The following is a 26,511-nucleotide window of genomic DNA, read 5'->3' as shown; positions in this document are numbered from 1 at the left end:
ATCCATAAGCATTTGCTAATTTTTACCTTTTCGAGGGGATGGGCAAAAATAGCCTGAGTAGAGCGTGACTGCGGCACAAACAACGTCCCGATAAAAAACGGATGATCGGGATGCTCAATGACGCGAACTTTACCCTCGGCATCGGAACCAGAAATATTCAACGGTCCGTGCTTCAAATCGTCAATATAATCGGGATTGACTCCAAAATCGCAATAATAGCTCTCTTCGGCTGACAACTCGCCGTAGATGGCCGCTACCCGAGATCCCGGCACAAAATTAAGCTGCATCTTGCGACCTGCCAACGAACAAGCCAATTGCGAAATGAACAGATTTGAAGCATAGGGATCATATTCGGCATGTTGCGCATCCCTGAAACCAAGGGCGTTCCGGGCATACTCGATCATCATATGCTGAAATCCGCCACAAGTGCCGAAACAGGGAATATATTGTTTTCCCTGGCATAGCGAATGGCCCATAGCGTAAGCTCCATGCTTTTATAGGGGCTTCCCGGCGCAATCCATATGCCCGAATAATATTCAAGCAACTTTGAGTCTATGTCTTCAGTTGAAACCCAGTCAGCCGTCAATTCCGCATTCAGCTAATTTTGAGCATGTTTGATGGCCGCATTAGTCAAAATATGCGGTAGGAAGGTTGGCGTATATTCACCGAGCAAAGCAATTGACTTAATCATAGCGTTTATTTCCTTGGACGGCCTAATCAGACTGTTTTTTGTTATCAGCAGCAACTGTCAAAATTGACGATTCTACTGCTTTTAATCGAGCCTATCGAAAACTAAAAATAAAATAAGTGCAGACAGTGTATTTTTTATGTTATTAAAAACACACTCATTCCAAAGCAAAGCTGTCTCGGATAATGGCAGACAATCACGCATTGATGCCATTTTAAAGTGACATACTATTTTAACCAACTATGACGGATACTATGAAACACCCTGAATTCCCCTTGACCGACAAATTAATTTATCTCAATCATGCCGCCGTGGGCCCTTGGCCTAAAAGAACCGGCGAAGCGGTAATCAAGTTTGCCGAACAAAACACGCATTACGGCTCGCACTTTTATCCGGACTGGCTAAACAAGGAAGTGGAATTACGCACACAATTGCAGGCTTTATTAAATGCCCCATCCGCTGATGATATTGCCTTGGTTAAAAACACATCGGAAGCCGTATCCTTTGTCGCTTACGGTTTAACCTGGCAGCGCGGCGACAATATTGTATCCAGCAACGAGGAATTTCCTTCCAACAGGCTGCCTTGGGAATCCTTGTCCGACCAAGGCGTAGAGTTTCGTCAAGCCGACCTATACAGCGCAGATACGCCTGAGGATGCTTTATTTGCTCTGGTCGACGGCAATACGCGGTTATTGACGATCAGTTCCATACAATTTGCTTCGGGGCTACGTATGAACCTGGAAAGAATCGGCGAATTCTGCAAACAACGCGGTATTTTATTTTGCATCGACGCAATCCAGAGTCTGGGCGCAGTGCAGTTTGATGTACAGGCTTATCAGGCCGATTTTGTGATGGCCGACGGTCATAAGTGGATGTTCGGTCCCGAAGGTTTAGGCGTTTTTTACACCACGCCCCAAGCCAGAGACAAACTAAAGCTGACCCAGTACGGCTGGCACATGATGAAAGACATCCATAATTACGAAAACAAGCCGTGGGAAGTTCATCCCACGGCCCGTCGCTTTGAATGCGGCAGCCCCAATATGCTGGGCATCCATGCTTTTTCCGCCAGCTTGTCTTTGTTACTGGAAACGGACATGGCCGCAATCGAAGAACAGGTCTTAAAAAAATCCGATTATGTAAAGGATGCGATTACTAAAAACGGGCAATTAGTTTTATTGTCCGCCAAACAAAGCACGCTTAAATCAGGCATTGTTATCTTTAAACACCGGACGGTTCCAAACGAGACGTTATATCAACATCTGCAGAAAAACGGCGTTGTTTGTGCTTTGCGCGGCGGCGGCATACGCTTCTCGCCGCATTTTTATAATACCTTTGAGGAAGTCGACCGGGCGTTTGAACTAGTTGGCTCGCTGTAGGTAATGACTTAAGCCCGGATTGATGATGCCGGTATTTCCGGTCTTTAATACCTGATCATCCGGGCTGCTGTTTGTCAATACGCAATCAACCCAACTTGCGCTTCACTAAAACTGCCGACATCATGATGCCAGCTGAAAGTCATGATCCTATGGCAAAATCCAAGTAATCCGATTACTATGGAATCATACGATTATTTAAAAACCGGATAGTTATGCGAAACCTAACCAAACAATACCTGATATTTGATTTATTTTTTGCGCTATTACTGGGATTAATATCGACCACTCAAGTAATCGCCGATGATTTGCAGCCCCCCCAGCAAATCATCCAAAGTGTTTCGACACAATTGCAAAAAAAACTACAGGATAAAACCTTTACCCAGAATTTTGCTCAAGTTACGCAATTCGTCAATGGCGTTATTTCTTTGCATACCGATTTCGATAGAATCGCTCCGTTAGTTCTGGGTAAATACTGGAAAACAGCAACAACTGCAGAACAGGATCGCTTTAAACGTGAGTTTCAGACACTGATAGTAAGAACCTATTCCAGAGCGTTTGTTGAGTATAACAATTGGACCCTACATTTCATGCCGCTTGAAATGTCAAACGAAGCAACAAAAGTCGTCGTAAAAACAGAGGTTCTGCAACCCGGCCTTCAACCTGTTAACGTAAACTACCGGATGTTCCTGAATAACGGCGAATGGAAAGTCTACGATATTATGATTGAAGGCGTCAGTCTGGTGACTAATTACCGTTCAACCTTTAACGAAGAAATTCAAACCAAAGGCTCATTAAGCGCTGTTATTGATGGGCTGGCTAAACGTAATGCCGAAGCGCTTTCAGCAAAAGATTCCTAATGACAGAATTTAACCACAAACTAAAAAACTTCGTTCATACGTTGGCGCTTTTTCTATGCATGGGCGTCATTTTGTCATTGGTCGGTTTTATTTTGGCAGGGGTCGACGGCATTTTATGGGCGGCGTTTTTAGGTGTCCTGATACTGGTCATCAGCCCGAACATATCGCCGGCGTTCATTTTTTCCATGTACGGGGGCAGATTGCTATCGGCAGGTAATGCGCCGGGCCTTTACCAGATTACACAAGAGCTGTCCGCTCGCGCCGACTTACCGAAACCACCCGAGCTTTACTACTTGCCCAGTCGGCTTATGAATGCGTTCTCCGTGGGCACGTCGAAAAATTCGGCAATCGGTCTTAGCGATGCGTTGCTGAATACGCTGACTACGCGGGAAGTTATGGCGGTACTGGCGCATGAAATCAGTCATATCCAACATCATGATGTGCGTGTAATGACTTATGCCGATGTCCTGAACCGGATCACAAACACTTTGTCTTTAACTGGTTTTTTGTTAACTTTTTTAAATTTGCCGTTATATTTTCTGGGCTTGGTTACGATTTCCTGGCTTGCCTTAGGCGTATTGATTGTGGCCCCTACAATTATGAGTTTCCTGCAACTTTCATTATCCCGGATGAAAGAGTTTAATGCCGACCGCCAAGCCGTCCTGTTAACCGGCGATCCTGAAGGTTTGGCAATGGCATTAGCCAAACTGGACGTTTATGAATCTTCAATTCTCGACATTCTATTTGGACGAGGTCATAAAGGATCGATTCCGTCAGTCCTGAGAACGCACCCGAGTACCGAAGAAAGAATAAAACAGCTGCTAAGTTTAAAAGAATCCTCGATACAAACTCTGAAACATTCAAATCATGACAGATTTGACATACCTGTCCATTATCAGGAATCGATTAGAAATCCCCGTCGGCATTTGGGCGGGTTTTGGTATTGACGGATATCATTCAAATTACATAATGTGAAAGGCCTTTCTTCAGCGATAAAAATATGCTGAGGCCTGAAATACCCGGCTGACCTGATCAAGTCAGGGGACCACCAACTGCCACAGACCTAACAGACGAATATAAAAAACCGTAATTTAATCAATCGGTTTTATCTTCAAACTCTTTCTTAATCTTGGTAAATTGCAATAACTGGGCTTCAACCTGAGCGTTAAACGATTCCGGCTGATAACTGCCCTGCTCGTTGACAGTTCCTGCCTCCATTCCGGTCAGCAACTCAAGCGCGTCATCAACGGTTGTTACGGCATAGATGCTGAACTGGCCTGACTGGGCGGCGTGCACCACATCCCAACGCAACATCAAATGTTTAATATTGGTGGCGGGAATGATCACGCCCTGAGTGCCGGTTAAACCTTTTTGAGCGCAAATATCGAAAAAGCCTTCAATTTTTTCATTAACCCCGCCTATCGGCTGCACATTGCCCAGCTGATTGACTGAGCCGGTGATAGCCAAATCCTGCCGTAACGGCACCTGGGCAAGCGACGATAAAATAACGCAAAGCTCGGCCAGGGAGGCGCTGTCACCCTCGACATGGCCATAGGATTGCTCAAACACCAAACTGGCCGCTACCGAGAATGACGTTTTTCGGGAATAGCGGGCGCCAATAAAACTCGATAATATCAATACGCCTTTTGAATGAATGGCTCCGCCTAATTTGGTTTCACGTTCAATATCCATGACTTTTCCGCTGCCTAAACGAGTCGTTGCGGTAATCCGGGAAGGCTGGCCAAAACTAAATTCGCCCAACTGCAATACCGAAAGACCGTTGACCTGGCCGACAACCTTTCCTTCAGTATCGATTAACACCGTGCCTCGCTCGATATTCTCATACAACTTTTCCCTGAGTTTATCCAGCCGGTGCGTTTTATGATCAATGGCTTGCTGCACATCGCTGTTGGCAATTTGCTCGTGTCCGTTGTTTTCCGCCCAATAGTCCGATTCTGTTAGCAAGTCCTTGATACTACGCAGATGAGTCAGCAGTTTTTCCGCATCGCCGATCATTCTGGAGCTGTGTTCTATAACCCTGGCGACTGCGTTTTGGCTTAGCGGACGCAATTTTTCTCGGCGGGCAATAGTCGCCAGCAAGCGCGCGTAGTCATGATCGTTGTCTTTCCTGGAAACCGATTCATCAAAATCGGCTGCGATTTTAAACAAATCGTGAAACTCCGGGTCATATTCGCTCAGCAAATAATAAATCAGCGGCTCGCCCATCAAAATTAATTTTAAATTAAGCGGTATGGGTTCCGGCTCCAGCGAGGTGGTGCTAACCAGACTGAGTGCCCGTTCCAGCGATTCAATGCGGATGTCACCGGACTGTAAGGTCCTTTTAAGGGTATCCCAGGCGTAAGGTTGAGACAGCAGTTTTCGGGCATCGATAATCAAGTAACCGCCGTTGGCTTTATGCAATGCGCCGGGTTTGACCATGGTGAAATCGGTGACGAGCGACCCCATATAAGCCTGATGATCGATACGGCCAACGAGATTACTGTAATTCGGATGATCTTCATAAATGACAGGAGCCGATTTCTTGTCGCTAAAGTCCACCATCAGGTTCACGGAATAACGTTTAAGCGGATTGGATTCCTGCGCTAACTCCATAAACGGAAACATCTTTTCGCTGCGAGGAAGAAAATCCAGCACATGCTCGATAATATCTTTTTGAGCATTGTTCAGATAGCTCAGGACAGCTTCCTGCTTGGCGTATTTTTCGATCAGATCATCTATGGAATGATTAACGGCTTGCTCCGCAACTTCGCGGTTAAGCGCTTGCAATTTGCGCTTGGTTTCCTTACGCCAGATGGGGAAGTTTTTCAACAACTTTGCCAAGCGTTCCTGCAAATCGAAAATGGTTTTCTGGATTTCATGCTGTTTGTCTTTATCAAACTTATTAAACTGCTCGGGGCTGATAGTTTCGTTATTTTCATCTGCCGGGGAGAATGCGTAACCGGTCGCAGTTTCCGTAAGAAGAATATGAGCGTTAGCGGCATCTTCACGTAACCGGCTGAGTTCGTTTATTTCCCGTTGACGCGATTCGCTTTCAAGTTCACCTGCCCTGGATCGGTATTCGTCACCGTCAAACGCCGCCGGTATGGCTATGCTCAGCTCGTCAATCAGCTGCGCCATATCATGCTTGAAAACCTTGCCTTGTCCCGGTATGAATTTAATGGCTTTCGGTTTGGCCGGCTGACTGAAATTGTTTACATAACACCAGTCCGAAGGAATGTCTTGCCGACTGGCTTCGTGTTCGACCAATTGCCTGACGGTCGTCAGTTTGCCGGTGCCGGAAGGCGCCATTGCGAAGATGTTGTATCCGTTTTTATGCATGCGGATACCCAATTTGACGGCATCTACGGCGCGTTGCTGCCCTACAGTAATATCAATATCCTCAAGTTCGTCGGTAGAGCTGAATTTTAACTGTTCAACATTGCATGGCTTATAGAGCTGAGAAGGGACCAACGGTGTATTTTTCATGAGCTATATACTCTCAGTTTATTAATGTGGCAGCGTTAAATATACGCCACCTATCCTTGATGTAAAAAACCATGCCCTATAATAATTGATTATGATTAATTTTGAATTATTTTAAATATGGCACTTAAAAAAACATTAATGCAGAGCAATTTAAAAATTGATGTACATCTAAGTATTTACACTAATTCTTTTATCAATTTTTTTTTGTTTCAATGTCCACAGTTAAATTTTTTCTATACCTGATTAATAAAACCTTAGACCAATCTAGCAACTGAGCTATAAGTGAAGTGAAAAATGAGTAGACCTGCCAACAGCTCTGATTCAAGCACAACAGCGTCTTTTACGCCTATAAATCTCCCGGATTGTTACACAAAAATTGCTGAACTTGCTTTCTACAAGGCAGAAAGCAGGGGTTTTGAACCTGGTCATGAATTTGATGACTGGGTCGAGGCAGAACGAGAATATAAAGAAATAGTTGCTAAAACAATCCCTCACTAGACCCTCATTAAGTTAAAGATGTTAAATATATTTTTATACGACCGGAGATACTATGGCTACTTAATAAACTATGCAAAATAAACAGCGTTAACTATTTTATTAATAGCTAACATTTACCGAAAATAAAAATTAAGTAACATACTCATTACTTAATTGAAACAAATCTATTCTTTGGGATTCTAATTATGTCTACACAAACAAATACCGGTACAGTTAAATGGTTTAATGCAAGCAAAGGCTTTGGTTTCATCGAACAAGAAAAAGGTCCTGATGTTTTCGTACATTACAGCAATATTACCAGCACAGGGTTTAAGTCATTATCCGATGGACAAAAAGTAAAATTCAATGTAACGCAGGGAAAAAAAGGTCCGCAAGCTGAAGATCTAATTATTCTCTGATGCTGCAAAAAGCAGATAAGTCATTCTCGTATTTAGCCTCAATAAGGTAACTGATATGCAAATCCCATTACAAATTACTTTCCGTGGGATCCCTCATTCTGATGCTGTAGAGGCTAAAATCCGTGACAAAGCAAGTAAACTGGATAAGTTTCATTCACATATCATGAGTTGCAGGGTTGCGGTGGAGGCCGAGCACCAACGCCATCATCAAGGTAATCAATACCATATTCGTATTGATATCACAACGCCGCATAAAGAGTTGGTTACCAGCCGGGAGCATCACGATAAACAAGCTCATGAAGATATTTATGTAGCTATACGTGATGCCTTTAACGCAGCGGCAAGGCAACTGGAAGACTATGCACGAATTCAGCAAGGTAAAGTTAAAACCCATAACTTGCAAAGCACCGGAACGATAATCCGTATATTGCCGGAAAAAAATCACGGCTTTATTGAGGCTGAAGACGGGCATGAAATTTATTTCCACCGAAACAGTGTGACAGGAAGTGGATTTGATGCGCTACTTGTTGGCGATAAAATTCGTTATATTGAAGAAATTGAAGATCTAGGCCCACAAGCCAGTATTGTTTATCCCTAAAATAGATACTGGCCTTTAATACCCGACATTTTAATTGTCAATATGCTGGAGATAACCCCGGCATGACTTGATTTTATTTTATATCTTTAAAATCATGTCGGGTTTTTTCAATTTTAACTCGATATGTTTCGGCATCGCCATAATCAATAAATTTCTGATAACGGCTGTGTAAACTTTTAATACGTTTAGCATGTTTTATTGGGCACCAAAACTGCTCTGTGCGACCGGCTATTTCTTGAAAATAACCAAACAGTCCATTGGCATAACTACAATAAAAGCAATTTATTTTTTCTATAATATTAAGATAATTTAGATATTGCCTGTCGAAAACAACATAATCCTGCCGTTTTACTTTAGGAATACCGTAAATAGGAAAACATATTTCCTGATATAAGCTGATAGTTATATCCATTAATACTATAGGTACAATACATATCCATATAAAAGGTACGCTGAGTATATGTTTTATTTTTGCATCAGATATATAGCTAAATAATTGTTTGACATGCCGCTTATGCCTAGCAATAACTTTTTCTTCAAAATAAATACGTCTTTTAGAAATTTCATAGGAAAACTCTTCCTGTTGCTTTTGCAACTCATCGACCAATTCATCTTCCAGGTTTTTTATTTTATCCAGTAATATTTCAATTTGTGTTGGCATAGTTAATTCCGGCTCAAAGAAGAAGTGGCGTGTAAGATTAAATAATATATAAAAAATCAGCCAATTAGCGCTGATATTTAACCATATTCCTGACCATAAGAATTATTAATTTCACTATCCGCTAATGCATAAGCATAGGCTCAATTTAATGCCAAATATCTACCCGATTGCTAGTAACAATATTTTCTCTGTAATTCTTGATACTGATAAATACAATACTTTCAATTACTTAAAAAAGAGCATTTAAAACCCAAGTATCAGTAAATAAATTAATACCCATCAAAATCACCAGTACCCTTCCTATACTTTCTTCCTGGATAATTGCATGTTCAATTTGTATTGACCACCAGAAACCATACGACTTGATTGTGTAGGAGCGGCCGCGTTTATTATAAAAACCAAAATATGCTAAAATGCCTGTTGTTGATAAAGTCCCTCGCCCGACATATCCATCCCGGCGGATAGTAATCTGATTGCTACCCTGCTACAGCTTCCGCCTTAAGAACAATTTCTTCGGAGTTTTTTATGATTATTCTCGGTATTAATGATGGTTGCCATCATAATTCCGCCGCTTCAATTTTAGTTGATGGCAAATTGGTTGCGTCTGTCGAGCTGGAACGTATTTCCAGGATTAAAAATGACGGCTCGTTTCCCCATGCTGCAATTGATGAAGCTTTAGCCATTGCGGGGTTGACGGCTGAAGATATTGATATAGTCGCCAAAGCTAATTTATCGCGCTGGCAACAAATCCCTTACCTTAATCGTTATTATCAGCATATAGCCAAGGCGGGAAAAACCGATACTCTAATCAGAAATTTTTTCTGGAAAAAACAATTTGAGCGTTATCGTCGCGTACTGCATCGACGCAAGCAACCCTTGGGCATTCTGGCGCAAAAGCCTTATCAAACGGTTGAACATCATTTGGCTCATGCGGCTTCTGCTTATTATGCCTCGCCTTTTGGCAATGAACGTGTAGGAGTGATTACCCTGGACGGCGTTGGAGATTTTTCCTGGGGCTCCGTTTGGATAGGCGAACACGGAAAACTACAGCATGTAGACCATCTACATCAGGTCAACAGTATAGGTTTATTGTACTCCGCGATTACTATTTACCTGGGCTTTAAGGCCAACAGGCATGAAGGCAAAGTATTAGGTCTGGCCGCTTTCGGTAATCCTGAGCCATTGTTATCGCGTCTACTTGCTCATACCAATAGTGAAAATTGGGATGATCTTTTTAATCCTGAATTAGTACGGGTTGCTTTAAAATTCGGAGCGAGTCTCGGGCAATCGGTTATCCGGGAATTGTGTGCCGATCTGTCCCGCGAAGATATAGCAGCCGGAATCCAGGCCTATACTGAAAAATTGATTTGCAAGTGGGTACAAGATCGGGTCAAAGAATTAAAGGTCACTAAATTAGCTTTGGCCGGCGGCGTATTTTCGAATGTAAAATTAAATCAGCTTATTTTGGCATTACCGGAAATTGAAACTATTTATGTACACCCGAATATGGGTGACGGCGGCTTGGCAACCGGTGCCGCATTTGAAGTTTATTCACGCTTAAATCACGGCTTGGAACCGCAGTTTAATCAGCAGGTTTATCTGGGCACCGAAATTAACCGCGACACTGCGTTAGCCGCGCTTGAAAAACAGGGAATCACTTACGAAGAACCCGAAAACCTTGCGTTAACCGTTGCAAGGTTATTGGCTGACAGCAAAGTTATTGCGCGTGCAGACGGCAAAATGGAATACGGCCCTCGCGCCTTGGGTAACCGCACCGTGATGGCGGCTTGTAATGACCCGACCATTAACGATTGGTTGAATAAAAAGTTCGACCGCACCGAATTTATGCCTTTTGCCCCGGTTATTCTTCAGGAACATGCGAAAGAATATTTTCCGGAATGGAAGGAAAATCATATTACCGCGCGTTTTATGACGTTGACCTACACTGTTTCCGATATAGCAAAAAGAAACATTCCCGCCGCCGTGCATATCGATAATACTGCACGTCCCCAAGTGCTACGCAGAGAAGATAACCCGGACTATTACGATATTATTAAAGAATATTATGACGTTACCGGCGTACCCAGCGTCATTAACACCAGTTTTAATATGCACGAAGAGCCTATTGTTCGTACTGCCGACGAGGCTATTCGGGCCTTTCAGGCTGCCGATCTGGATGCGTTGGTTTTAGGGCCTTTTTTAATTAGAAAAGTAAGCGCGGTTCAGTAAAAGGCAGTTAAAAAGCTTTATTCACCACGAACGACTGCATGGATGCAGGAGGTAGAGCAATGCAGGAGCAATTGCCGAGACACGAAGCTTATATTTTTCTTCGTGTTTTCGCGGTGTTCTTTTATACGATAATTTCCCGCAACACCGATGTGGCGTAGCTACCAGCCGGTAATGTAAAACAAAGCTCCAACATCCCGTCATCAATAAACCGCCATTGTAAATCCTGCACATTTATCCTTAATGCGCGTCTGTCCCGGTCAACGCCACTCGCGATCAAGCCCTGAGCCAGTTGCCGATACTCGTCGATAACAGTTTGCTCAATAGCGAGCGCATCCGCTGACACATCGGCATCTCCCCTACCCCACAATACGCCGGTAGGATGAATTTCTCTGGCGGCCAATCGCCGGATAATTTCATCGTCCGGCTGATCCGACTGAAAACAGCTGTGCGACAGGTCGAATTGATAGGTATCGCCTGCAATCGGCTGATTCCAGTTATTATGCATTACCCGATAAGCCAAAATCCGGTTGAACAGATAAGACCTGACCGCCGACAAATAAATGCTGCGTTGCTCCCGGCCCACTTTTGCTCCCTCAAACATTGCCAAAGCCTTGCTGACATTTTGCCCCTCATTACCAAAGCGTTGCGAGCCGAAATAATTGGCGATGCCGTTGGCTTTAATCAGTTCCAATTGTTGGACGGTTTTTACTTGGTCTCCCTGCCAATCACGGATAACTAATATAAAGCTGTTGCCGGACAACACGCCGCGCTTGAGTTTTCTGGCATGACGAACGGCGTGCAGGACTTTCATGCTGTCCGATTCAAACTCCGTCCAGTCTGGATCGGCTTTACCGGGCAACCAAACACTGAACCATTGAGTCGTAACCGCGTACCGGTCTTTCAGCCCTGCGTAACTGACATCGCGTTGCCTGACATTGGCAAACCTGGACAATTGCCTGGCCACATATTCGGTATTTTCGCCTTTTTTTTCTATCTGCAAAAAGGCATGTTCGCCGGCCCCTGACGGTTCAAAGGACAGGTTTTCCTTCACGATAAAGTCTTCGGGTAAAGTGCGGATTTTGCCGGAGCCGGATGGCCCACCATAAACATAAGGCCAAACAGGGATTTCAATATTTTGCATAAACTTAAGTTGCAGTTATTAATTTGGATGAGGTGGGAGCGGCTTTAGCCGCGTTCTTCGTTCTCGCGCGGCTAAAGCGCCGCTCCCACAAGGTTAGACACATCTTCAAGCCTACTTCACCAACTCCATCAACTTGCCGTAGCTGTCCACCACATCATATTTAACTTGCCCGGAAGTGATTTTGTTAAAGAATTTCTTCGCACATTTGATCTTACATTGCTCTATTTCTCTTAATTCCATCGCTGACATCGAGCCTTTGGTTTCGGCGATAAAGTAGATATGTTTTACCTCGCCCTTTTTGAATGAAATAGCCCAGTCCGGGTTGTAGTCACCTACAGGGGTTGGGATGAAAAAGCCCCGCGGCAGTTTGGCATAGACAACCACTTCTTTACTGGTATCCAGCTCTTTAACGAAATTGCGCTCAATATTAGAGTCGGTAAAAACGTAATCGTAAATATGGCGATAAGGTCTCGTTAATGTCGGTATCGAAACAGGCGGCCAGCGCGTTGCTGTCGACGAACAACACGGTAAGACCTGCGATGTTTTCCTGGGTGATCGGCAGCGTTAAATCCACGCCCCAATCCAGCAGCACCTGGAACAGCAAGTCTTCGGCAGTGCGGCCTTCGCGGATATTATCGACCTGGTCGGCAAGATCGCCTTGCTGCACCGCGTCGGGCGTGTAGTAAACGTCCTTCATGTTGGAGCTGTCTATTTTCAGTACGCGGAAGCCGATGTCGATAGTGGGTGTGGAAGAGGCTGTGGGAGAGGCTTTAGCCTCGACTAGCTCTTCTTTCTCTGCTCCAGTCGAGGCTAAAGCCTCTCCCACCTGCTTGATTTTTTGCCCGGCGCGACGAATGCGTTCTTTGCCGATTTCGGCAATGGTCTTATAGCCTGCTTTGTAAGCTTCGCTTTTTTCGTCGCAGGCTTCGGGCAATTGCACCATAATGAATTTGCGCTTGCCGTTGTCTTCGGCGTTGAGCTGCATCACTGCGTGTGCGGTAGTGGCGGAGCCGGAGAAGAAGTCGAGAATTAAAGCATCTTTATCAGTAGAAATTTGCATAACCCGCTGAATAAGACGAGTTGGCTTGGGCGTATCGAAAGGACGACCTCCGTCAAAAAGTTCTTTTATTTCAGAATTGGCGTTTCGGGTACTTCCAGCAAATTCGTAAGGCCACCATGTTTGATTTACAACCCCTTCTTTTGCTTCTGATAAAAATTTCTTTTCCATTGGAAAAGTTGATGCACCAGATTTTCCCCACCAAATACGGTTTTCAGCAACCAGTTTATCGAGAACATCTCTTGGACGCCGCCAGCAAGTGCCGTTTGGTGGTAATACATCCTGTCCCGCTAAATTCCTGAGCGGGTAATAATCACGCTCTCGATATTCGCTTCGAGTTAGAGGTGTTGCTAACCAAGGCCCTCTTGAATCATTATCAGGATTTTTATAATTCGAAATTTGTTTGTCACTTCTTACTAATAAATTTGGTCGAAAACTCCCAGATTTTGTAAAAGCAACAATATGATTATGTGTTTCAGCAACAGAAAATGAGTCATTTCCAGGGGTATCTTTAGATTGCCAAACGAAATTAGCTAATAAATTGGCTTCCCCAAAAACCTCATCACACAGCCGCTTAAGATTCGCCTGCTCATTATCATCAATCGAAATAAAAATAACCCCATCGTCCCGCAACAGGTTCCGCGCCAGCTTTAAACGCGGATACATCATGCTCAGCCAATCGGAATGGAAGCGGCCATTGGTTTCGGTGTTGGCGACCATGCGCTGTCCGGCTTCGTCTTTCTGGTTGGAACGCTGGAAATAACTTTGGGTGTCTTCACTAAAATCGTCGTCGTAGATGAATTCCTTGCCGGTGTTGTACGGCGGGTCGATGTAGATCATCTTGACTTTGCCCAGATAGGTTTCCTGTAACAGTTTCAGCGCATCCAGATTATCGCCTTCGATAAACAGGTTTTGCGTCGTATCGAAATCGACGCTTTCTTCCCGGCAAGGCCGCAAGGTTTTGGCAATCGGCGCGTTAGCGGTCAACAAGGCTTCGCGCTTGCCCGGCCAGTTCAGTTGATAACGCTCTTGCGGCCCTTCAACAACAGATGTGGAAAGCTCTTGCCGCAGTTGGTCGAAGTCGATGGATTTCTTCAAGGTTCCGTCGGATTCACGGGCCTCGGTCACACAGTTGGGGAACAGTTCGGCCAGTTTGGCAATATTGGCTTGCGTGAAATCGGAGCTGTGCAGGTTCAGTTTTTGCATGTTTTAGGTCGTAACTATTTTGTGGGAGAGGCTTTAGCCTCGATTTTAACACATCAATATTTTGTGCATGGGTTGTCGTCGTGGCTGAAGCCACTCCCACAACTTCTTCCACAAACTCACCCGCTTCACAACCACACCGCATCCCACAAAGGATAGTCGCCTATCTTATCGACTAATCCCGCTCTTAATGGATTTGCCACTATATAACGGGCAATCTGTTGTAAATCTTCTTCTTTTCTTAATGCGCGGTCATGATAGCCCTCTTGCCACAAGGATTGGTGTAAATGTATCGCACCGCATTCTCGACGATTTTTTTGTATCAGGTAGGATGAAGAGCCTTTAACATGCTTCATGACCTCTGCCAAAGTGTTATCGTTTTGCAAGGTGAATAACCAATGCAAGTGATCCGGCATCAACACAAACGCCAGACTATGGACATTTCCTTGTTGGTGCTGATGACGCAAAGCTTGTACAACGATTCTACCCAAGCAAAAGTCAGCAAACACCCTTTGCCTTTGATAAGTGACTGTTGTGGCTAAATAGGTCTGATTATGTTGGGAATATCTGCCCTTTCTTAAATCTTTGCTATGAGGCGATTGTCCATAAATCATAAAATTCAGCAGAATGAATAACCATGTATATAAAATTGCTTTCTTGTGGGAGCGGCTTTAGCCGCGATTATCGCGGCTAAAGCCGCTCCCACAACACCCATTTTTTAATTATCGTTTCTCAATGCCTGAAAATCGTTGTTAATTTCAGTGTCTGACCGCTGACCGACGGGCAAGCTTTGTATAAATTCAAGTGCTTCGTCGTTTTGGTTATCCTTGGCGATCACATCCGGTTTCGTTTCAAGGAATTCGACAAAATGTAATACTTCAATGGCCTTAGCCATAGGCATGCTTTTAACGTGTTGATAGATGGTTTGGGCGATATTCATAGTTACTTACCTCTGGCTACCTATTGATTCATTGTTCATTGCCGCCATGCCTTAGCGCGTATAGATTCCTGACTGATGTCGTCACGGTTTTCCCAAATGCCCGCACAGTTAAAAAAATCAGCTTCTGACGTTGATTCACTAGCTGATATTTCTGTTACGCCAGGGCTGGCTTCATCTAACAAAATAACTTTAATTTTCTTACCGTTCCATGATTGTTGATTGCTGGGTAAGGTAATCACTCCGTTATGGACGGTCGTTTGAAACTCAACTGCGTTCATTTTTTTGCCTTTATTCGTTGGTGATTAATGACGTTACGTGTACTTTACACAAAATCAGCTTGATTTACATGAGATTCGCTAATTCAAGCTTCAGTTGGCGCAATTGTGCATTGAGTTCCACTTTGCGGTTGAATTGCTTTTCTTTATTGAGGCGGGCTTCCATTTTGCGGCATTCTTTTTGTTTAATGCAAATCTGTCCCAGCCGCTCCACTTGGGCTTTGAGAGTTTCCCCCGCTCGCGACGGCAGCGGCAGGAGCCGTCTTAACATTTGTTCGTAAAGCCCGGCCAACTCCAGTGCAATCGGCAACTCGGAGCGCTCTATATCGCTGGGTTGCCAGTCGGTTTCGAAGTAGCCGTCGACTACCCATTTTCCAGTGTCGGCCTCGTTGGGCCGTTTGTAGGCAGCCTTTGTTTTAATGCGGCCTTCAAAAGTGAGCTGGTAAAAAATCGGAATAGACCTGCATGTTGCGTCCGTCTTCTGTGATGCAGTTAAACAACCGACAAACATTGGAGATAGGCTGACTTTGACCTTTGCAGACGTTACGCACTAAGTCCAGCAGGCGTTTGACTTCGGTGTGATCGGTAATCACCGTCGCCATTTTGGCCGATATAAACCAAGCAATGCAGCAATCTTTAGCTTTGAGTTTGGCTTGACAGTTTGCTTCAGGTTATCACCGAGCAGGTGATTTATGTTGGCGATGATTTCCATGCTTTCATTGGGCTGGTGAACTGCTGTTGATATTTTTCTTGTCCTCAAGATTGAATAATCTGAAAGCTTAGAAATCACGAAAAACATCAACTTGAATGCTTAAGAAAAAAGCATAGACTGAGAGAGATTATTTTTCGATCAGGACAATCGCCTGTACCGCAATCCCTTCTTTACGTCCCTCAAAACCCAGCTTTTCGGTGGTGGTCGCTTTAACATTGACGCAGTCGATCTCCACATGCAGATCATCGGCAATATTGCGGCACATGGCGGCGGTATGAGGCGACATTTTCGGCGCTTGGGCTATGATGGTAATATCCGCATTGACCAGCTTGTAACCTTTTTCCTGCACAATTTTGTAAACATGGCGCAATAAAACACGGCTGTCGGCGCCTTTAAATTCGGGATCGGTATCGGGAAAATGCTTGCCTATATCGCCCAAGGCTGCCGCGCCTAATATCGCGTCACACAACGCATGCAAAACTACGTCGCCGTCGGAATGCGCTTCCAGACCTTGTTCGTAATCTATTTTTACGCCGCCTAGTATTACATCGCCGCCATCTTTGAAACGGTGTACATCGTAACCTTGCCCTACTCTAATCATTGTTGCTCCATATAAAATTGCGCCAGCGCCAGGTCTTCCGGACGGGTGATCTTGATATTGTCGGGACGGCCTTCGACGATTTTCGGCTGCAAGCCTTGTAATTCCAGAGCACTGGCATCGTCAGTAATCGCCGGATTGCCTTGAGACTGTTCCAGTGCGGTTTTTAGCATACCGTAACGAAACATCTGCGGCGTCAATGCCCGCCAGATATGGCTTCTATCCAGCGTTCCGATGATGCTATTGCCTTGTACCTGTTTTAAGGTATCCGGCGAAGCCAAAGCCAGAATTCCACCTACATCATCGTCAACCAGCAAGTCGATCAGGTAATGAATGTCGGCCGCTGTAATACAGGGCCTAGCTGCATCATGCACCAATATCCAGTCATCATCGGAGGCTTGCTCCCTGATGGTCTTTAACCCGGAAAGCACGGAATCCGCCCGCTCTTTTCCGCCCGGAGCGGTAATGATATTTTTATGTTGTGATATTGCCAGATCGGGCCAGTAGGGATCTTCTTCGGAAACCGCAACGGCAATCGCAGTAAAAACATCAGCCTGCAACAAGCGTAACAGCGTGTGTTCGATAACCGTTTTACCGGCAAGTTCCAAATATTGTTTGGGCCGATCGGCCTGCATGCGTTTGCCGACACCGGCAGCCGGGACGATAGCCCAGAATTTTATTGAATGGGTCATTAGTCAAAAAAGCTAAAGACAAAGGGCGAAAGGCAAAAGATGAAAAACGCCACCTTTTGCCTTTCGTCCTTCGCCTAATTACTCAAGCACATGAAAAAACGTTTCATCTTCCTTAATCATCCCTAATTCGTCCCGAGCCCGTTCCTCAATCGCTTCCTGTCCTTTACGCAAATCCAGCACTTCAGCGTAAAGCGCTTCGTTACGCTCTCTTTTTTCTTCAGCTTGTTTTTTCAGATCATCAAGACGCAGTTGATAGGCATCGATCTCTGCAATACTGCCGTCGCCAATCCATATCCGGTATTGGAAATGGATAATTAACAGAATAATAAGGGCAATAAGGATTTTCATGGACTTAGGATCAAAAGCTAAGGCTCAAGACTTTCACCTTGAGCCTTAGTTTAATTTTTATAGCATTTTAAACGCGCTACGACCTGCATAAACCGCCAAATCGCCTAATTCTTCTTCAATTTTCATCAGACGGTTGTATTTGGCGACGCGGTCAGAACGGCTTAAAGAACCGGTCTTGATTTGTCCTGTGCCTGTCGCTACGGCTAAATCAGCAATGGTAGTGTCTTCAGTCTCGCCTGAACGATGCGACACAACCGCTGTATAACCTGCCGCGTGCGCAGTATTAATCGCTTCTAGGGTTTCGGTCAAGGTACCGATTTGGTTTACTTTAATCAGGATTGAGTTAGCAATGCCTTTTTCAATACCTTCTTTTAAAGTAGCGGGGTTGGTCACGAATAAATCGTCGCCGACCAATTGGATTTTGCTGCCCAATTTTTCGGTTTGATCTTTCCAGCCGGTCCAGTCGTTTTGATCCAAGCCGTCTTCGATAGAAATAATCGGGTATTTATTGACCCATTCAACAAAGAAATCATTCATTTCAACTGAATTGAAGCTTCTGCCTTCTGCCGATAACTCATAACGGCCGTCTTTATAGTATTCGGAGCTGGCTGCGTCCATACCTAAGAAAATATCGACGCCGGCTTTGTAACCCGCTTTTTCGATCGCTTCTAAAATGACTTCGATAGCTTCTTCGTTGGAAGACAAGTTAGGTGCAAAACCGCCTTCGTCACCCACAGTCGTTGCCAAGCCTCTGCCTTTTAAAACTTTCGCCAAGTTATGGAAAACTTCCGCGCCGTAACGGATTGCTTCACGGAAAGTCGGTGCGCCAACAGGCAAAATCATGAACTCTTGCAGGTCAACGCTGTTATCGGCATGTGAGCCGCCGTTGATGATGTTCATCATCGGTACCGGCATAACGAATTTGCCGCTGGTGTTCAGGTGACGATATAAAGGTACGCCCGCTTCTTTAGCTGCTGCATGAGCCGCAGCCAAAGATACCGCCAAAATAGCGTTAGCGCCTAAACGGCCTTTGTTTTCAGTACCGTCCAGTGCGATCATTTTTTTGTCGATACCTTCTTGGTCGGCAACGTCCATGCCGACAATCGCAGCGCGAAGTTCTGTATTAACATTGTTAACCGCTGTTAATACGCCTTTGCCTAAATAACGACCTTTATCGTTGTCGCGCAATTCTATCGCTTCGCGTTCACCGGTCGATGCGCCGGATGGCACCATAGCGCTGCCGGTCACGCCTGATGCTAAAATCACGTCCGCTTCCAGAGTCGGGTTGCCGCGTGAATCTAAAATTTCTCTTGCACGAATATCTACTATTGCAGTCATTATTTTTCCTTATTTAGAGAGTTGTTTCGATCAGGCTGGTCGCTTTTACAGCCTGATCGATAGTTAATAAAATTTCCAGTAATTCTTTCATTCTATGTAAGGGCCAGGAGTTAGGGCCGTCACTTTTTGCTTCCGCAGGGTTCGGATGGGTTTCCATAAACAGTCCGGCAATGCCGGCTGCAACGGCGGCTCTGGCTAATACGGGTACGAATTCGCGTTGTCCGCCCGATACTGTGCCTTGCCCGCCGGGCAGTTGCACCGAGTGCGTTGCGTCAAAAACGACCGGACAACCGGTGTCGCGCATGACCGCCAATGAGCGCATGTCGGAAACCAGGTTGTTGTAACCGAACGATACGCCGCGCTCGCAGACCATAATTTGCTCGTTTCCGGTTGCCTTGGCTTTATTGGCGACATGCACCATATCCCAAGGCGCCAGGAACTGGCCTTTTTTGATATTGACAGGGATGCCATAAGAAGCAACCTGCTGAATAAAATTGGTTTGCCGACACAAAAACGCAGGCGTTTGCATGACATCAACCACTGCTGCGACTTCGGCTAATGGCGTATCTTCATGCACATCAGTCAACACCGGTACGCCGATTTGTTGTTTGACTTTTTCCAGTATTTTAAGCCCCTGCTCTACGCCGGGACCGCGATAACTTTCGTGCGATGAGCGGTTGGCTTTATCGAACGACGACTTGTAGATAAAGGGGATATTTAATGCTGCTGTTAACTCTTTTAAGGTACCCGCAGTATCCAGCGCTAACTGTTCACTTTCAATAACACAAGGACCGGCTATCAAAAAAAACGGCTGATCCAGGCCTGCTTCAAATCCACATAATTTCATTTTACTGTTCCTTTTTTCGGCAATTGCTCCTGCATTGCTCTATCTCCTGCGTCCTTGCAGGCGATGTTCAAAAGCCGCAACTACAAATCCAGAAAACAACGGATGGCCTTTTCTGGGTGTTGAGGTAAATTCCGGATGAAACTGGCAAGCCAAAAACCAGGGATGGTCTGGTATTTCTATCACTTCAACCAAACGCCCATCAATAGACTTACCGGAAAAACGCATGCCGGACTGTTCCAGTTTTTCCAGATATTGGCTGTTAAATTCATAACGATGACGATGTCTTTCGGTAATGACATCTTTCTGATAAAGCCGAAAAGCCAGCGATTCGGATTGTAACCGGCAGTGTTGTCCGCCCAAGCGCATGGAGCCGCCTAAGTCGGAATTTTCGTCGCGGATTTCCAACTGGCCGCTGTCCGCCATCCATTCGGTGATTAAACCAATAACGGGATGCGGAGACTTGGGCAGGAATTCGGTGCTGTGCGCGCCTTCCAAACCGGCCACATCACGGGCAAATTCAATAACGGCAACCTGCATGCCCAGACAAATACCCAGATAAGGAATTTTATTTTCCCGCGCATATTTAACCGTGGCAATTTTGCCTTCCACGCCGCGTTCGCCAAAACCGCCCGGCACTAGAATCGCATCGACGCCTTTTAGCTTGGCAACACCTTCATCCTCTATTATTTCCGAGTCGATATAGACGATGTTAACCTTGGTGCGGGTACGAATACCGGCATGAATCAAGGCTTCATTCAACGATTTATAGGCATCGGAGTGATCAACATATTTGCCGACAATAGCGATAGTCGCTTCGTTGACCGAATTCTCCAACGCTTCAACAACAGCTTCCCATTCGGCCAAATCTGCCGGAGGCACATCCAGCCGCAGTTTGTTAACGACAATGTCATCCAGGCCTTGATCATGCAGTAACAATGGAATCTTGTAGATAGAACTGGCGTCAACCGCAGAAATAACCGCTTTTTCTTCGACATTGGTAAACAAGGCGATTTTGCGGCGCTCACTGTGCGGGATCGGTTGCTCGGATCGGCAAATTAAAATATCCGGCTGTATACCGATGCTCCGTAGTTCCTTAACCGAATGCTGGGTCGGTTTGGTTTTTATTTCACCGGCCGAACGAATATACGGCACCAGCGTCAAATGAATAAACAGCGACCGATCGGAACCCAGTTCGAAACGCATCTGCCGGATAGCTTCAAGGAAAGGCAGAGACTCAATATCACCTACCGTGCCGCCGACTTCAATCAACGCAACATCGACACCTTCGGCGCTTTCATAAACACGACGTTTAATTTCATCGGTAATATGCGGAATAACCTGAACCGTCGCGCCTAAATACTCACCTTTACGCTCTTTGCGCAAAACGCTTTCGTAGACCTGTCCCGTTGAAAAGCTGTTCTTTTTAGCCATAGTGGTTTTAAGAAACCGCTCATAATGGCCTAAGTCGAGATCGGTCTCGGTGCCGTCTTCAGTAACAAATACCTCTCCATGTTGAAAAGGGCTCATAGTGCCCGGATCGACATTGATATAAGGATCAAGCTTGGTCATAGTGACTTTGAGACCGCGAGACTCAAGAATAGCGGCAAGTGAAGATGCAGCAATGCCTTTGCCAAGAGACGAAACAACGCCTCCGGTAATGAAAATGTATTTTGTCATGTAGGAATCTTAGACTTCAGTGATAACTGATGAAGTTAGGTAAAACTAATGTATTTTAATCGACAATGCGTTTTTCGTCATTGTCTTTTGGGTTTAATTCTTAACTTTGCAGGACCAAGCTGATGCAGCCTTGTGTTTTCTCACTGTAAAATGCCGCGCTGATCCAAAGATCGCCGACGGCTGCGAGCGTATCATTCAGGTAAATCAACGGCATCACATCCCTTTCCCAAGGAGGAATGCCCGCTTCCTGAAACAGGTTTTTCAACGAATGATGCCCATCGCGCCCCGGCAAGCAGATTTTTTCACCGCCCCTGCGAAATTTTATTTCGACCTTAGCATGCTGCCACTGCTCACGACATATTCCCTTTGAAGAAAGCACATAAGACAATACCCGGTCTTGACCTATCTTTATCGACGATTGCCCCGGCCAAATAATGATTTGCGGTGATGATTGGGACTCGTCTGGCTTTCCTGCCTGACGCCCTTCGGGCAAATGCAAATCTGTTCCAGACATGGTCAGGCAATACAGCTTATCCCGATAACGACGAATGCTGTAGCCCTGCCCCGACAATATCGGATCACGATGCCCGGCTGCTGCAACCACTTGGCTTAGAATCCGTTCGACCTTAGCCTGTGAAGGCATTTTCAATCCCCTATGCCGAAACCAATGCCTGATAATAAGTTGCTGCGGATGGCTGCGATGCTCAGATAGCCGACTAATACATAAAGTCTTATCTACCGGATTAAAAACTGCGTCAAATAACTCATCGGCAACTTCATCAACCAGCACCTGGGCATCCGCACAATGCTTTGCCGAGCGCGCCACTGTTTTATCGATTGCCGACCAACGTTGTTTTAGCAACGGCACAACCGCATTACGCAGGAAATTGCGGTCGTAATCATTGCTCTGATTGCTGGGATCTTCAACCCAGCTCAATTGATGCGCATCGGCGTAATCGCTGATTGCCTGTTTGGGCGTATCCAGAAAAGGCCTGAGCATCACACCGGCTCCGAAAACGATACGTTCCGGCATTCCTGAAAGCCCGCGCAGGCCGCTGCCGCGAAACAGTTGCAACAACACCGTTTCCAGCTGATCTTCCCTGTGTTGGGCAAGCAGCAACGCATCATTGGTTTTAATTAACGATTTTAAGGCCGCGTACCGGGCATTTCTGGCGGCTTCTTCAGGGCTTTCTCCCGGCGTGGCCTTAGCATTAACCCGAAGAGTTAAAAACTCGATGCCCAATTCTCTAGCCGTTTTTTCACAATGCTTGGCCCAAAATTCAGCCTCTGCCTGCAAACCGTGGTGTATGTAGACAGCAGTAAGTTTATCTTTGAGTTGGGTTATTGAAGCGCAACAATGCAGCAAAACATGAGAATCCACGCCGCCGCTGTAGGCGACATAGAACTTTTGTCGCTCGATCCCGAGATCGGAATCCTGCTTGAGAATGCTGTTCACGTAGAGGCGCATGCGATGCGCCCCGTCCTTATCCGCTTCTATGCTACGTGAACATTCCACCCTGAACCGGCGTTTACTTTCCGCCTTCCTCGGCAAAAACCCCAAAATCCATAATCCGTTGGTAGCGTCTCTCCATTAACTTATCAACAGGTTGCCGCATCAAGTCGTTCATATGACGAACCAAAGCGTCCTTTAAGTTGAAAGCAATGGCTTTAAAATCTCTATGCCCGCCGCCTAAAGGCTCCCTGACGACTTCATCCAGGAATCCCTGTTCGCGGATACGGTCCGAAGTAATCCCCATAGCCTCGGCTGCCAATTGCGATTTATCGGCGCTTTTCCACAGAATGGATGCGCAGCCTTCCGGGGAAATAACAGAATAAGTGCTGTATTCCAGCATGATTAAACGGTCGCCTACACCGATCGCCAATGCACCGCCGGAACCGCCTTCTCCGATAATAGTGCAGATAATCGGCGTTTTCAGTCTGGCCATCTCAAACAGGTTTCTGGCGATAGCTTCGCTCTGACCGCGTTCTTCCGCACCGATGCCCGGATAAGCTCCCGGTGTGTCAATCAGGCAAATAACCGGCATTTTGAAACGCTCAGCCATTTTCATCATGCGCAACGCTTTGCGATAGCCTTCAGGACGCGGCATACCGAAGTTGCGATAAATCTTTTCCTTGGTATCGCGCCCCTTTTGGTGACCGATCACCATAACCGGCTGCCCCTCAAGACGAGCCAAACCGCAAATCACCGCGGGATCATCGGCATAAGCCCGATCACCATGCAACTCATGGAAATCGGTAAAAATATGTTCCACATAATCCAGCGTATAAGGACGCCCAGGATGACGGGATAACTGGGAAATCTGCCAATCGGATAAATTAGTAAAAATCGACTCGGTCAGCGCCTGACTCCGATCTTCCAGTTGTTTAATCGCATCGGAAATATTAATGTTATTGTCAAACTCCACATTGCGGAGTTCTTCAATTTTCGCTTCTAGTTCAGCGATGGGTTGTTCGAAATCGAGAAATTTTAGGTCCATGTAGACGTGATCTGAAGAGTTGTTACAGTAATCAGTGATTTTATAGAAATTCAGCAATTTTTTCTAAATAAATTACCGACTCGAATTGACCTAAAAACCGCAGTTTATCTACAAAAGACAGGAAAGGCACGCAAGATCAGCATGTTGCGCTTAACTGGCTACTCCCCCGCTCCCTTTTCATGGCTGTTGCGTTCACTGCTATTAAGCAAGATCAAGATGAACTGAGTACAATTGCACCCAACTGCCCCCCACTAACAAACAGGATAAAAAAATGACTGAAAACCTACCAGCAACAAACAAAATTACCTACTGGCAACCGTCGGCAGGCGAAACAATTGCCGGCGTCATTCAAGGTAACGGCACTTTTAAAAACTCACTCTATGACGAGCAGAAAACCATGCTTTTACAGAATGATAACGGCTCGTTTGTGAGTGTTGCTCTAAATCGTTATTTGATACACAGCTTGAAACAACATAACGCCGCATTGGGGGATTTAGTCACAGTGACTTTTCACGGCAAAGAGCAGAAAAACAACGGGCGTTCTTTCAATCGATATACTTTGCGAGTTGATAAGATTACTGGCTCAGTATAAAAACACAAAAGGGGTTACTTTTTATCGGTAATGCAACCTGTCTCCTTTTCCGCGTCGTAAAGCGCAATACCAAATTACGCTCAGAATTTCAGCGAACAATGTAAAGGATGTTTTATTATCAACCGATAATAAAACCAATAAATCCTAATCAGTGGCTACTTTTCTCGAATTCTACCAAAGCTTGGATGTTGACCCTTTAAAGCGGGGCAAGCAATTTGAACACTTTACTAAATGGTTTCTCAAAAATGATCCCGAATGGTCAACGCAGGTTGATCAAATATGGCTATGGGAAGAATACCCCAAGCGCTGGGGTATCGATTGCGGTGTCGATCTTGTTTTTCAGCATAAGAATGGCGAAACGTGGGCAGTACAGACTAAGTGCTACTCACATAAACAGGACATCACCAAACAAGATGTAGACAAATTCCTCAGCGAGTCCAACCGCACGGGTATCGACAAGCGCCTGCTGATTGCCACCACGGACCGGATCGGCAAGAATGCAAACAGGTCTGCGAATCCCAAGAGAAAACTGTAGTCAGGTTCCTGCTTTCAGACTTCGAACATTCAGAGCTTGAATACCTATCACGCTACGATGACCTTCATAGCGGTAAGCGCAAGGAGGCTCCCAAACCGCGCTCACACCAGCTTGAGGCAATCGCCACGGTAGCGGATAATTTTCAAAATGCCGAGCGCTGTCAACTGATCTCATGGCTTGTGGAACAGGCAAGACCTTCACCACACTTTGGATCAAAGAAGAACTTGCGTCCAAACGGACGCTCGTGCTGTTGCCATATTTAAGCTTGTTGTCACAAACCCTCAGAGAATGGACATTTGCCACAACTCAGCCATTCGATGTGATTTGTGTATGTTCAGACGAAACCGTTGGAAAACGAGGAGAGGATGAAGCCATCCATTCTGTTTCCGACTTGGCTTTTCCTGTCACTTCAGATGTAGAGTAAATCAGACGATTCATAAAAGGGGATGGAACCAAGGTCATCTTCTCCACCTATCAATCCTCGCCAATAGTAGCCGATGCGCAAGCCGGTGATTCCACCCTGGCATTCGACCTAGGAGTCTGTCGGACAGGACTCGGTATTTCTGATCATAGCTTAGCCAATAAGTATTTTTGGCGGCATTAATTCTTTGGTTCGTTAATCGATTATTTTTGTTTTACATTGAAATGGTTGACTTTATCTCTGTTCTGCCCAATCAAGAATAATTTCGGGGTATTTCTCCACTATCCTGCCGCCAACACATGCATCCGCTTTAAATTGAAGGCCATCGTCACCAACTTCCACTCATCCGTGACTGCTTCGAGACCTCTCAGCGAGAATTGGCGAAAGCCCAACACCTGTTTAATGATTCCAAACACTGGCTCGACCGTGCTTTTGCGCTTACCATAAAGCACACGACCACTCTGGGTTTTGAGTTTCCAGGCCATTTTGACTAACGGATCAGCCGTTTGCAGGTTCCGGCTCATCAGGCATAAGACGTTGCTCCAGTGGCAGGTGATGGGCTTCTCTGCCCACGGCAATGAGCGGTGTAATCTTCTGCTTCACACAGGCCTGGATATTATTGTTACTGAAGTAGCCGTTGTCGGCCAGTAGTGTTTCCGGCTTGCCGAAGTTGTCTTGCAAAGCCTCAGTTCACTCAATATCGGCTCAACTTGCTGCTTGTCGTTGGTGTGTTGGGTGAGTGTAGTGGCGACTACCAGCATACTGTCGACATCTACGGCAGCTTAAGCGTTGGTCGAGTAGCCCCAAGGAACTGCCCCTTGAGGCTCTCACAGAACCGGACGTGAA

At 45.6% G+C, this 26,511-nt stretch carries 29 protein-coding genes and 1 pseudogene; 10 read left to right on the top strand and 20 right to left on the bottom strand.

Going from position 1 to position 26,511, the window contains the following annotated elements; all coding sequences use genetic code 11:
• A pseudogene (locus V7051_RS21340) lies at positions 1 to 476 on the bottom strand (hypothetical protein); the annotation flags it as partial.
• Between the two features lie 466 nt (positions 477 to 942).
• Between V7051_RS21340 and V7051_RS21335 the strand changes: the two are divergent.
• The 3 genes from V7051_RS21335 (at position 943) to V7051_RS21325 (ending at position 3,868) form a co-directional block, all read left to right on the top strand.
• Positions 943 to 2,064 (top strand): aminotransferase class V-fold PLP-dependent enzyme, encoded by a 1,122-nt coding sequence (locus tag V7051_RS21335; RefSeq protein WP_333878464.1) that lies wholly within the window; start codon positions 943 to 945, stop codon positions 2,062 to 2,064.
• Positions 2,065 to 2,276: 212 nt separating this feature from the next.
• Positions 2,277 to 2,921: an MlaC/ttg2D family ABC transporter substrate-binding protein gene (locus tag V7051_RS21330; protein ID WP_333878462.1), complete on the top strand. Its 645-nt coding sequence runs from the start codon at positions 2,277 to 2,279 to the stop codon at positions 2,919 to 2,921.
• The gene (locus V7051_RS21325; protein WP_333878460.1) at positions 2,921 to 3,868 is read left to right on the top strand and encodes a zinc metalloprotease HtpX; all 948 of its coding nucleotides are present in this window, start codon (positions 2,921 to 2,923) and stop codon (positions 3,866 to 3,868) included. Before V7051_RS21330 ends, V7051_RS21325 begins: the two co-directional genes overlap by 1 nt.
• A 148-nt stretch (positions 3,869 to 4,016) precedes the next feature.
• On the opposite strand, the gene V7051_RS21320 is transcribed toward V7051_RS21325, so the two are convergent.
• Positions 4,017 to 6,407, bottom strand: coding sequence for a Lon protease family protein (locus V7051_RS21320; RefSeq protein ID WP_333878458.1), 2,391 nt, complete (start codon positions 6,405 to 6,407; stop codon positions 4,017 to 4,019).
• Between the two features lie 294 nt (positions 6,408 to 6,701).
• Between V7051_RS21320 and V7051_RS21315 the strand changes: the two genes are divergently transcribed.
• From V7051_RS21315 to V7051_RS21305, 3 genes are all read left to right on the top strand, one after another.
• Positions 6,702 to 6,905, top strand: a complete 204-nt coding sequence (locus tag V7051_RS21315) for a DUF2934 domain-containing protein (protein WP_333878456.1) — start codon at positions 6,702 to 6,704, stop codon at positions 6,903 to 6,905.
• 185 nt (positions 6,906 to 7,090) lie between these two features.
• Positions 7,091 to 7,303, top strand: a complete 213-nt coding sequence (locus V7051_RS21310; RefSeq protein WP_333878455.1) for a cold-shock protein — start codon at positions 7,091 to 7,093, stop codon at positions 7,301 to 7,303.
• Between the two features lie 55 nt (positions 7,304 to 7,358).
• Positions 7,359 to 7,901 carry an HPF/RaiA family ribosome-associated protein gene (locus V7051_RS21305; RefSeq protein WP_333878454.1) on the top strand — a complete coding sequence of 181 codons (543 nt, stop codon included), beginning with the start codon at positions 7,359 to 7,361 and terminating at the stop codon, positions 7,899 to 7,901.
• Between the two features lie 73 nt (positions 7,902 to 7,974).
• On the opposite strand, the gene V7051_RS21300 is transcribed toward V7051_RS21305, so the two are convergent.
• Positions 7,975 to 8,562 carry a hypothetical protein gene (locus tag V7051_RS21300; RefSeq protein ID WP_333878453.1) on the bottom strand — a complete coding sequence of 196 codons (588 nt, stop codon included), beginning with the start codon at positions 8,560 to 8,562 and terminating at the stop codon, positions 7,975 to 7,977.
• A 525-nt stretch (positions 8,563 to 9,087) separates the two neighbouring features.
• Here V7051_RS21300 and V7051_RS21295 point away from each other — a divergent pair.
• Positions 9,088 to 10,791, top strand: coding sequence for a carbamoyltransferase family protein (locus tag V7051_RS21295; protein ID WP_333878451.1), 1,704 nt, complete (start codon positions 9,088 to 9,090; stop codon positions 10,789 to 10,791).
• A gap of 121 nt (positions 10,792 to 10,912) precedes the next feature.
• Here the strand turns inward: V7051_RS21295 and truD are convergent, their stop codons facing one another.
• The 15 genes from truD to accA all read right to left on the bottom strand — a co-directional run bounded on the left by truD (position 10,913) and on the right by accA (position 24,117).
• On the bottom strand, positions 10,913 to 11,932 hold the full coding sequence (gene truD / locus V7051_RS21290) for a tRNA pseudouridine(13) synthase TruD (protein WP_333878449.1): 1,020 nt from the start codon (positions 11,930 to 11,932) through the stop codon (positions 10,913 to 10,915).
• A 111-nt stretch (positions 11,933 to 12,043) separates the two neighbouring features.
• Entirely contained in the window at positions 12,044 to 12,334 is a 291-nt protein-coding gene (locus V7051_RS21285; protein WP_333878466.1) for a restriction endonuclease, read from the bottom strand.
• Positions 12,335 to 12,359: 25 nt separating this feature from the next.
• Positions 12,360 to 14,195, bottom strand: coding sequence for a site-specific DNA-methyltransferase (locus tag V7051_RS21280; RefSeq protein WP_333878447.1), 1,836 nt, complete (start codon positions 14,193 to 14,195; stop codon positions 12,360 to 12,362).
• A 125-nt stretch (positions 14,196 to 14,320) separates the two neighbouring features.
• On the bottom strand, positions 14,321 to 14,806 hold the full coding sequence (locus tag V7051_RS21275) for an REP-associated tyrosine transposase (protein ID WP_333878445.1): 486 nt from the start codon (positions 14,804 to 14,806) through the stop codon (positions 14,321 to 14,323).
• A gap of 104 nt (positions 14,807 to 14,910) precedes the next feature.
• The gene (locus tag V7051_RS21270) at positions 14,911 to 15,132 is read right to left on the bottom strand and encodes a DUF2281 domain-containing protein (protein WP_333878443.1); all 222 of its coding nucleotides are present in this window, start codon (positions 15,130 to 15,132) and stop codon (positions 14,911 to 14,913) included.
• A 35-nt stretch (positions 15,133 to 15,167) separates the two neighbouring features.
• Entirely contained in the window at positions 15,168 to 15,410 is a 243-nt protein-coding gene (locus V7051_RS21265; RefSeq protein WP_333878441.1) for a hypothetical protein, read from the bottom strand.
• 64 nt (positions 15,411 to 15,474) lie between these two features.
• Positions 15,475 to 15,918, bottom strand: coding sequence for a DUF4391 domain-containing protein (locus tag V7051_RS21260; RefSeq protein ID WP_333878439.1), 444 nt, complete (start codon positions 15,916 to 15,918; stop codon positions 15,475 to 15,477).
• Positions 15,919 to 16,246: 328 nt separating this feature from the next.
• Positions 16,247 to 16,720, bottom strand: coding sequence for a 2-C-methyl-D-erythritol 2,4-cyclodiphosphate synthase (gene ispF / locus V7051_RS21255; RefSeq protein WP_333878438.1), 474 nt, complete (start codon positions 16,718 to 16,720; stop codon positions 16,247 to 16,249).
• Positions 16,717 to 17,409, bottom strand: a complete 693-nt coding sequence (gene ispD, locus V7051_RS21250) for a 2-C-methyl-D-erythritol 4-phosphate cytidylyltransferase (RefSeq protein WP_333878436.1) — start codon at positions 17,407 to 17,409, stop codon at positions 16,717 to 16,719. Before ispD ends, ispF begins: the two co-directional genes overlap by 4 nt.
• A gap of 78 nt (positions 17,410 to 17,487) precedes the next feature.
• Complete coding sequence (locus V7051_RS21245) at positions 17,488 to 17,757, bottom strand: septum formation initiator family protein (RefSeq protein WP_333878435.1); 270 nt, start codon at positions 17,755 to 17,757, stop codon at positions 17,488 to 17,490.
• A 57-nt stretch (positions 17,758 to 17,814) separates the two neighbouring features.
• A complete protein-coding gene (gene eno, locus V7051_RS21240; RefSeq protein ID WP_333878433.1) occupies positions 17,815 to 19,095 on the bottom strand; it encodes a phosphopyruvate hydratase in 1,281 nt (426 codons plus the stop codon).
• Positions 19,096 to 19,108: 13 nt separating this feature from the next.
• Positions 19,109 to 19,942: a 3-deoxy-8-phosphooctulonate synthase gene (kdsA, locus tag V7051_RS21235; protein WP_333878431.1), complete on the bottom strand. Its 834-nt coding sequence runs from the start codon at positions 19,940 to 19,942 to the stop codon at positions 19,109 to 19,111.
• Positions 19,943 to 19,981: 39 nt separating this feature from the next.
• Positions 19,982 to 21,619 (bottom strand): CTP synthase, encoded by a 1,638-nt coding sequence (locus V7051_RS21230; RefSeq protein ID WP_333878429.1) that lies wholly within the window; start codon positions 21,617 to 21,619, stop codon positions 19,982 to 19,984.
• A 100-nt stretch (positions 21,620 to 21,719) separates the two neighbouring features.
• Positions 21,720 to 23,087 (bottom strand): tRNA lysidine(34) synthetase TilS, encoded by a 1,368-nt coding sequence (gene tilS, locus V7051_RS21225; RefSeq protein ID WP_333878428.1) that lies wholly within the window; start codon positions 23,085 to 23,087, stop codon positions 21,720 to 21,722.
• Between the two features lie 61 nt (positions 23,088 to 23,148).
• Positions 23,149 to 24,117 (bottom strand): acetyl-CoA carboxylase carboxyl transferase subunit alpha, encoded by a 969-nt coding sequence (gene accA, locus V7051_RS21220; protein ID WP_333878426.1) that lies wholly within the window; start codon positions 24,115 to 24,117, stop codon positions 23,149 to 23,151.
• 271 nt (positions 24,118 to 24,388) lie between these two features.
• On the opposite strand from accA, the gene V7051_RS21215 reads away from it, so the two are divergent.
• From V7051_RS21215 to V7051_RS21205, 3 genes are all read left to right on the top strand, one after another.
• Positions 24,389 to 24,709, top strand: coding sequence for a hypothetical protein (locus tag V7051_RS21215; protein ID WP_333878423.1), 321 nt, complete (start codon positions 24,389 to 24,391; stop codon positions 24,707 to 24,709).
• Positions 24,710 to 24,860: 151 nt separating this feature from the next.
• The gene (locus V7051_RS21210) at positions 24,861 to 25,244 is read left to right on the top strand and encodes a restriction endonuclease (RefSeq protein WP_333878421.1); all 384 of its coding nucleotides are present in this window, start codon (positions 24,861 to 24,863) and stop codon (positions 25,242 to 25,244) included.
• Between the two features lie 172 nt (positions 25,245 to 25,416).
• The gene (locus tag V7051_RS21205) at positions 25,417 to 25,668 is read left to right on the top strand and encodes a DEAD/DEAH box helicase family protein (RefSeq protein ID WP_333878419.1); all 252 of its coding nucleotides are present in this window, start codon (positions 25,417 to 25,419) and stop codon (positions 25,666 to 25,668) included.
• Between the two features lie 278 nt (positions 25,669 to 25,946).
• Here V7051_RS21205 and V7051_RS21200 read toward each other — a convergent pair whose 3' ends face one another.
• Both V7051_RS21200 and V7051_RS21195 read right to left on the bottom strand, forming a co-directional pair.
• The gene (locus tag V7051_RS21200) at positions 25,947 to 26,243 is read right to left on the bottom strand and encodes a transposase (protein WP_442919686.1); all 297 of its coding nucleotides are present in this window, start codon (positions 26,241 to 26,243) and stop codon (positions 25,947 to 25,949) included.
• Entirely contained in the window at positions 26,164 to 26,346 is a 183-nt protein-coding gene (locus tag V7051_RS21195) for a hypothetical protein (RefSeq protein ID WP_334181175.1), read from the bottom strand. The genes V7051_RS21200 and V7051_RS21195 overlap by 80 nt, the downstream gene beginning before the upstream one ends.
• Positions 26,347 to 26,511 lie beyond the last annotated feature (165 nt).

Origin of the sequence: Methylobacter sp. (genome assembly GCF_036845245.1) — a bacterium.
In the GTDB taxonomy this organism is placed as follows: Bacteria; Pseudomonadota; Gammaproteobacteria; order Methylococcales; family Methylomonadaceae; genus Methylobacter_A.
Note: the sequence above shows the minus strand (reverse complement) of the source record. Positions and strands in the feature narration are given on the sequence as shown.

What these genes read in the sequence shown, in the direction of transcription:
- V7051_RS21320 (WP_333878458.1), bottom strand. Translation starts at nt 6,407, where the DNA reads ATGAAAAATACACCGTTGGTCCCTTCTCAGCTCTATAAGCCATGCAAT.
- ispD (WP_333878436.1), bottom strand. Translation starts at nt 17,409, where the DNA reads ATGACCCATTCAATAAAATTCTGGGCTATCGTCCCGGCTGCCGGTGTC.
- V7051_RS21270 (WP_333878443.1), bottom strand. Translation starts at nt 15,132, where the DNA reads ATGAATATCGCCCAAACCATCTATCAACACGTTAAAAGCATGCCTATG.
- V7051_RS21310 (WP_333878455.1), top strand. Translation starts at nt 7,091, where the DNA reads ATGTCTACACAAACAAATACCGGTACAGTTAAATGGTTTAATGCAAGC.
- V7051_RS21335 (WP_333878464.1), top strand. Translation starts at nt 943, where the DNA reads ATGAAACACCCTGAATTCCCCTTGACCGACAAATTAATTTATCTCAAT.
- eno (WP_333878433.1), bottom strand. Translation starts at nt 19,095, where the DNA reads ATGACTGCAATAGTAGATATTCGTGCAAGAGAAATTTTAGATTCACGC.
- V7051_RS21245 (WP_333878435.1), bottom strand. Translation starts at nt 17,757, where the DNA reads ATGAAAATCCTTATTGCCCTTATTATTCTGTTAATTATCCATTTCCAA.
- V7051_RS21330 (WP_333878462.1), top strand. Translation starts at nt 2,277, where the DNA reads ATGCGAAACCTAACCAAACAATACCTGATATTTGATTTATTTTTTGCG.
- kdsA (WP_333878431.1), bottom strand. Translation starts at nt 19,942, where the DNA reads ATGAAATTATGTGGATTTGAAGCAGGCCTGGATCAGCCGTTTTTTTTG.
- V7051_RS21295 (WP_333878451.1), top strand. Translation starts at nt 9,088, where the DNA reads ATGATTATTCTCGGTATTAATGATGGTTGCCATCATAATTCCGCCGCT.
- V7051_RS21215 (WP_333878423.1), top strand. Translation starts at nt 24,389, where the DNA reads ATGACTGAAAACCTACCAGCAACAAACAAAATTACCTACTGGCAACCG.
- accA (WP_333878426.1), bottom strand. Translation starts at nt 24,117, where the DNA reads ATGGACCTAAAATTTCTCGATTTCGAACAACCCATCGCTGAACTAGAA.
- V7051_RS21230 (WP_333878429.1), bottom strand. Translation starts at nt 21,619, where the DNA reads ATGACAAAATACATTTTCATTACCGGAGGCGTTGTTTCGTCTCTTGGC.
- V7051_RS21275 (WP_333878445.1), bottom strand. Translation starts at nt 14,806, where the DNA reads ATGATTTATGGACAATCGCCTCATAGCAAAGATTTAAGAAAGGGCAGA.
- ispF (WP_333878438.1), bottom strand. Translation starts at nt 16,720, where the DNA reads ATGATTAGAGTAGGGCAAGGTTACGATGTACACCGTTTCAAAGATGGC.
- V7051_RS21260 (WP_333878439.1), bottom strand. Translation starts at nt 15,918, where the DNA reads ATGTTTGTCGGTTGTTTAACTGCATCACAGAAGACGGACGCAACATGC.
- V7051_RS21280 (WP_333878447.1), bottom strand. Translation starts at nt 14,195, where the DNA reads ATGCAAAAACTGAACCTGCACAGCTCCGATTTCACGCAAGCCAATATT.
- tilS (WP_333878428.1), bottom strand. Translation starts at nt 23,087, where the DNA reads ATGCGCCTCTACGTGAACAGCATTCTCAAGCAGGATTCCGATCTCGGG.
- truD (WP_333878449.1), bottom strand. Translation starts at nt 11,932, where the DNA reads ATGCAAAATATTGAAATCCCTGTTTGGCCTTATGTTTATGGTGGGCCA.
- V7051_RS21315 (WP_333878456.1), top strand. Translation starts at nt 6,702, where the DNA reads ATGAGTAGACCTGCCAACAGCTCTGATTCAAGCACAACAGCGTCTTTT.
- V7051_RS21325 (WP_333878460.1), top strand. Translation starts at nt 2,921, where the DNA reads ATGACAGAATTTAACCACAAACTAAAAAACTTCGTTCATACGTTGGCG.
- V7051_RS21265 (WP_333878441.1), bottom strand. Translation starts at nt 15,410, where the DNA reads ATGAACGCAGTTGAGTTTCAAACGACCGTCCATAACGGAGTGATTACC.
- V7051_RS21205 (WP_333878419.1), top strand. Translation starts at nt 25,417, where the DNA reads ATGGCTTGTGGAACAGGCAAGACCTTCACCACACTTTGGATCAAAGAA.
- V7051_RS21305 (WP_333878454.1), top strand. Translation starts at nt 7,359, where the DNA reads ATGCAAATCCCATTACAAATTACTTTCCGTGGGATCCCTCATTCTGAT.
- V7051_RS21300 (WP_333878453.1), bottom strand. Translation starts at nt 8,562, where the DNA reads ATGCCAACACAAATTGAAATATTACTGGATAAAATAAAAAACCTGGAA.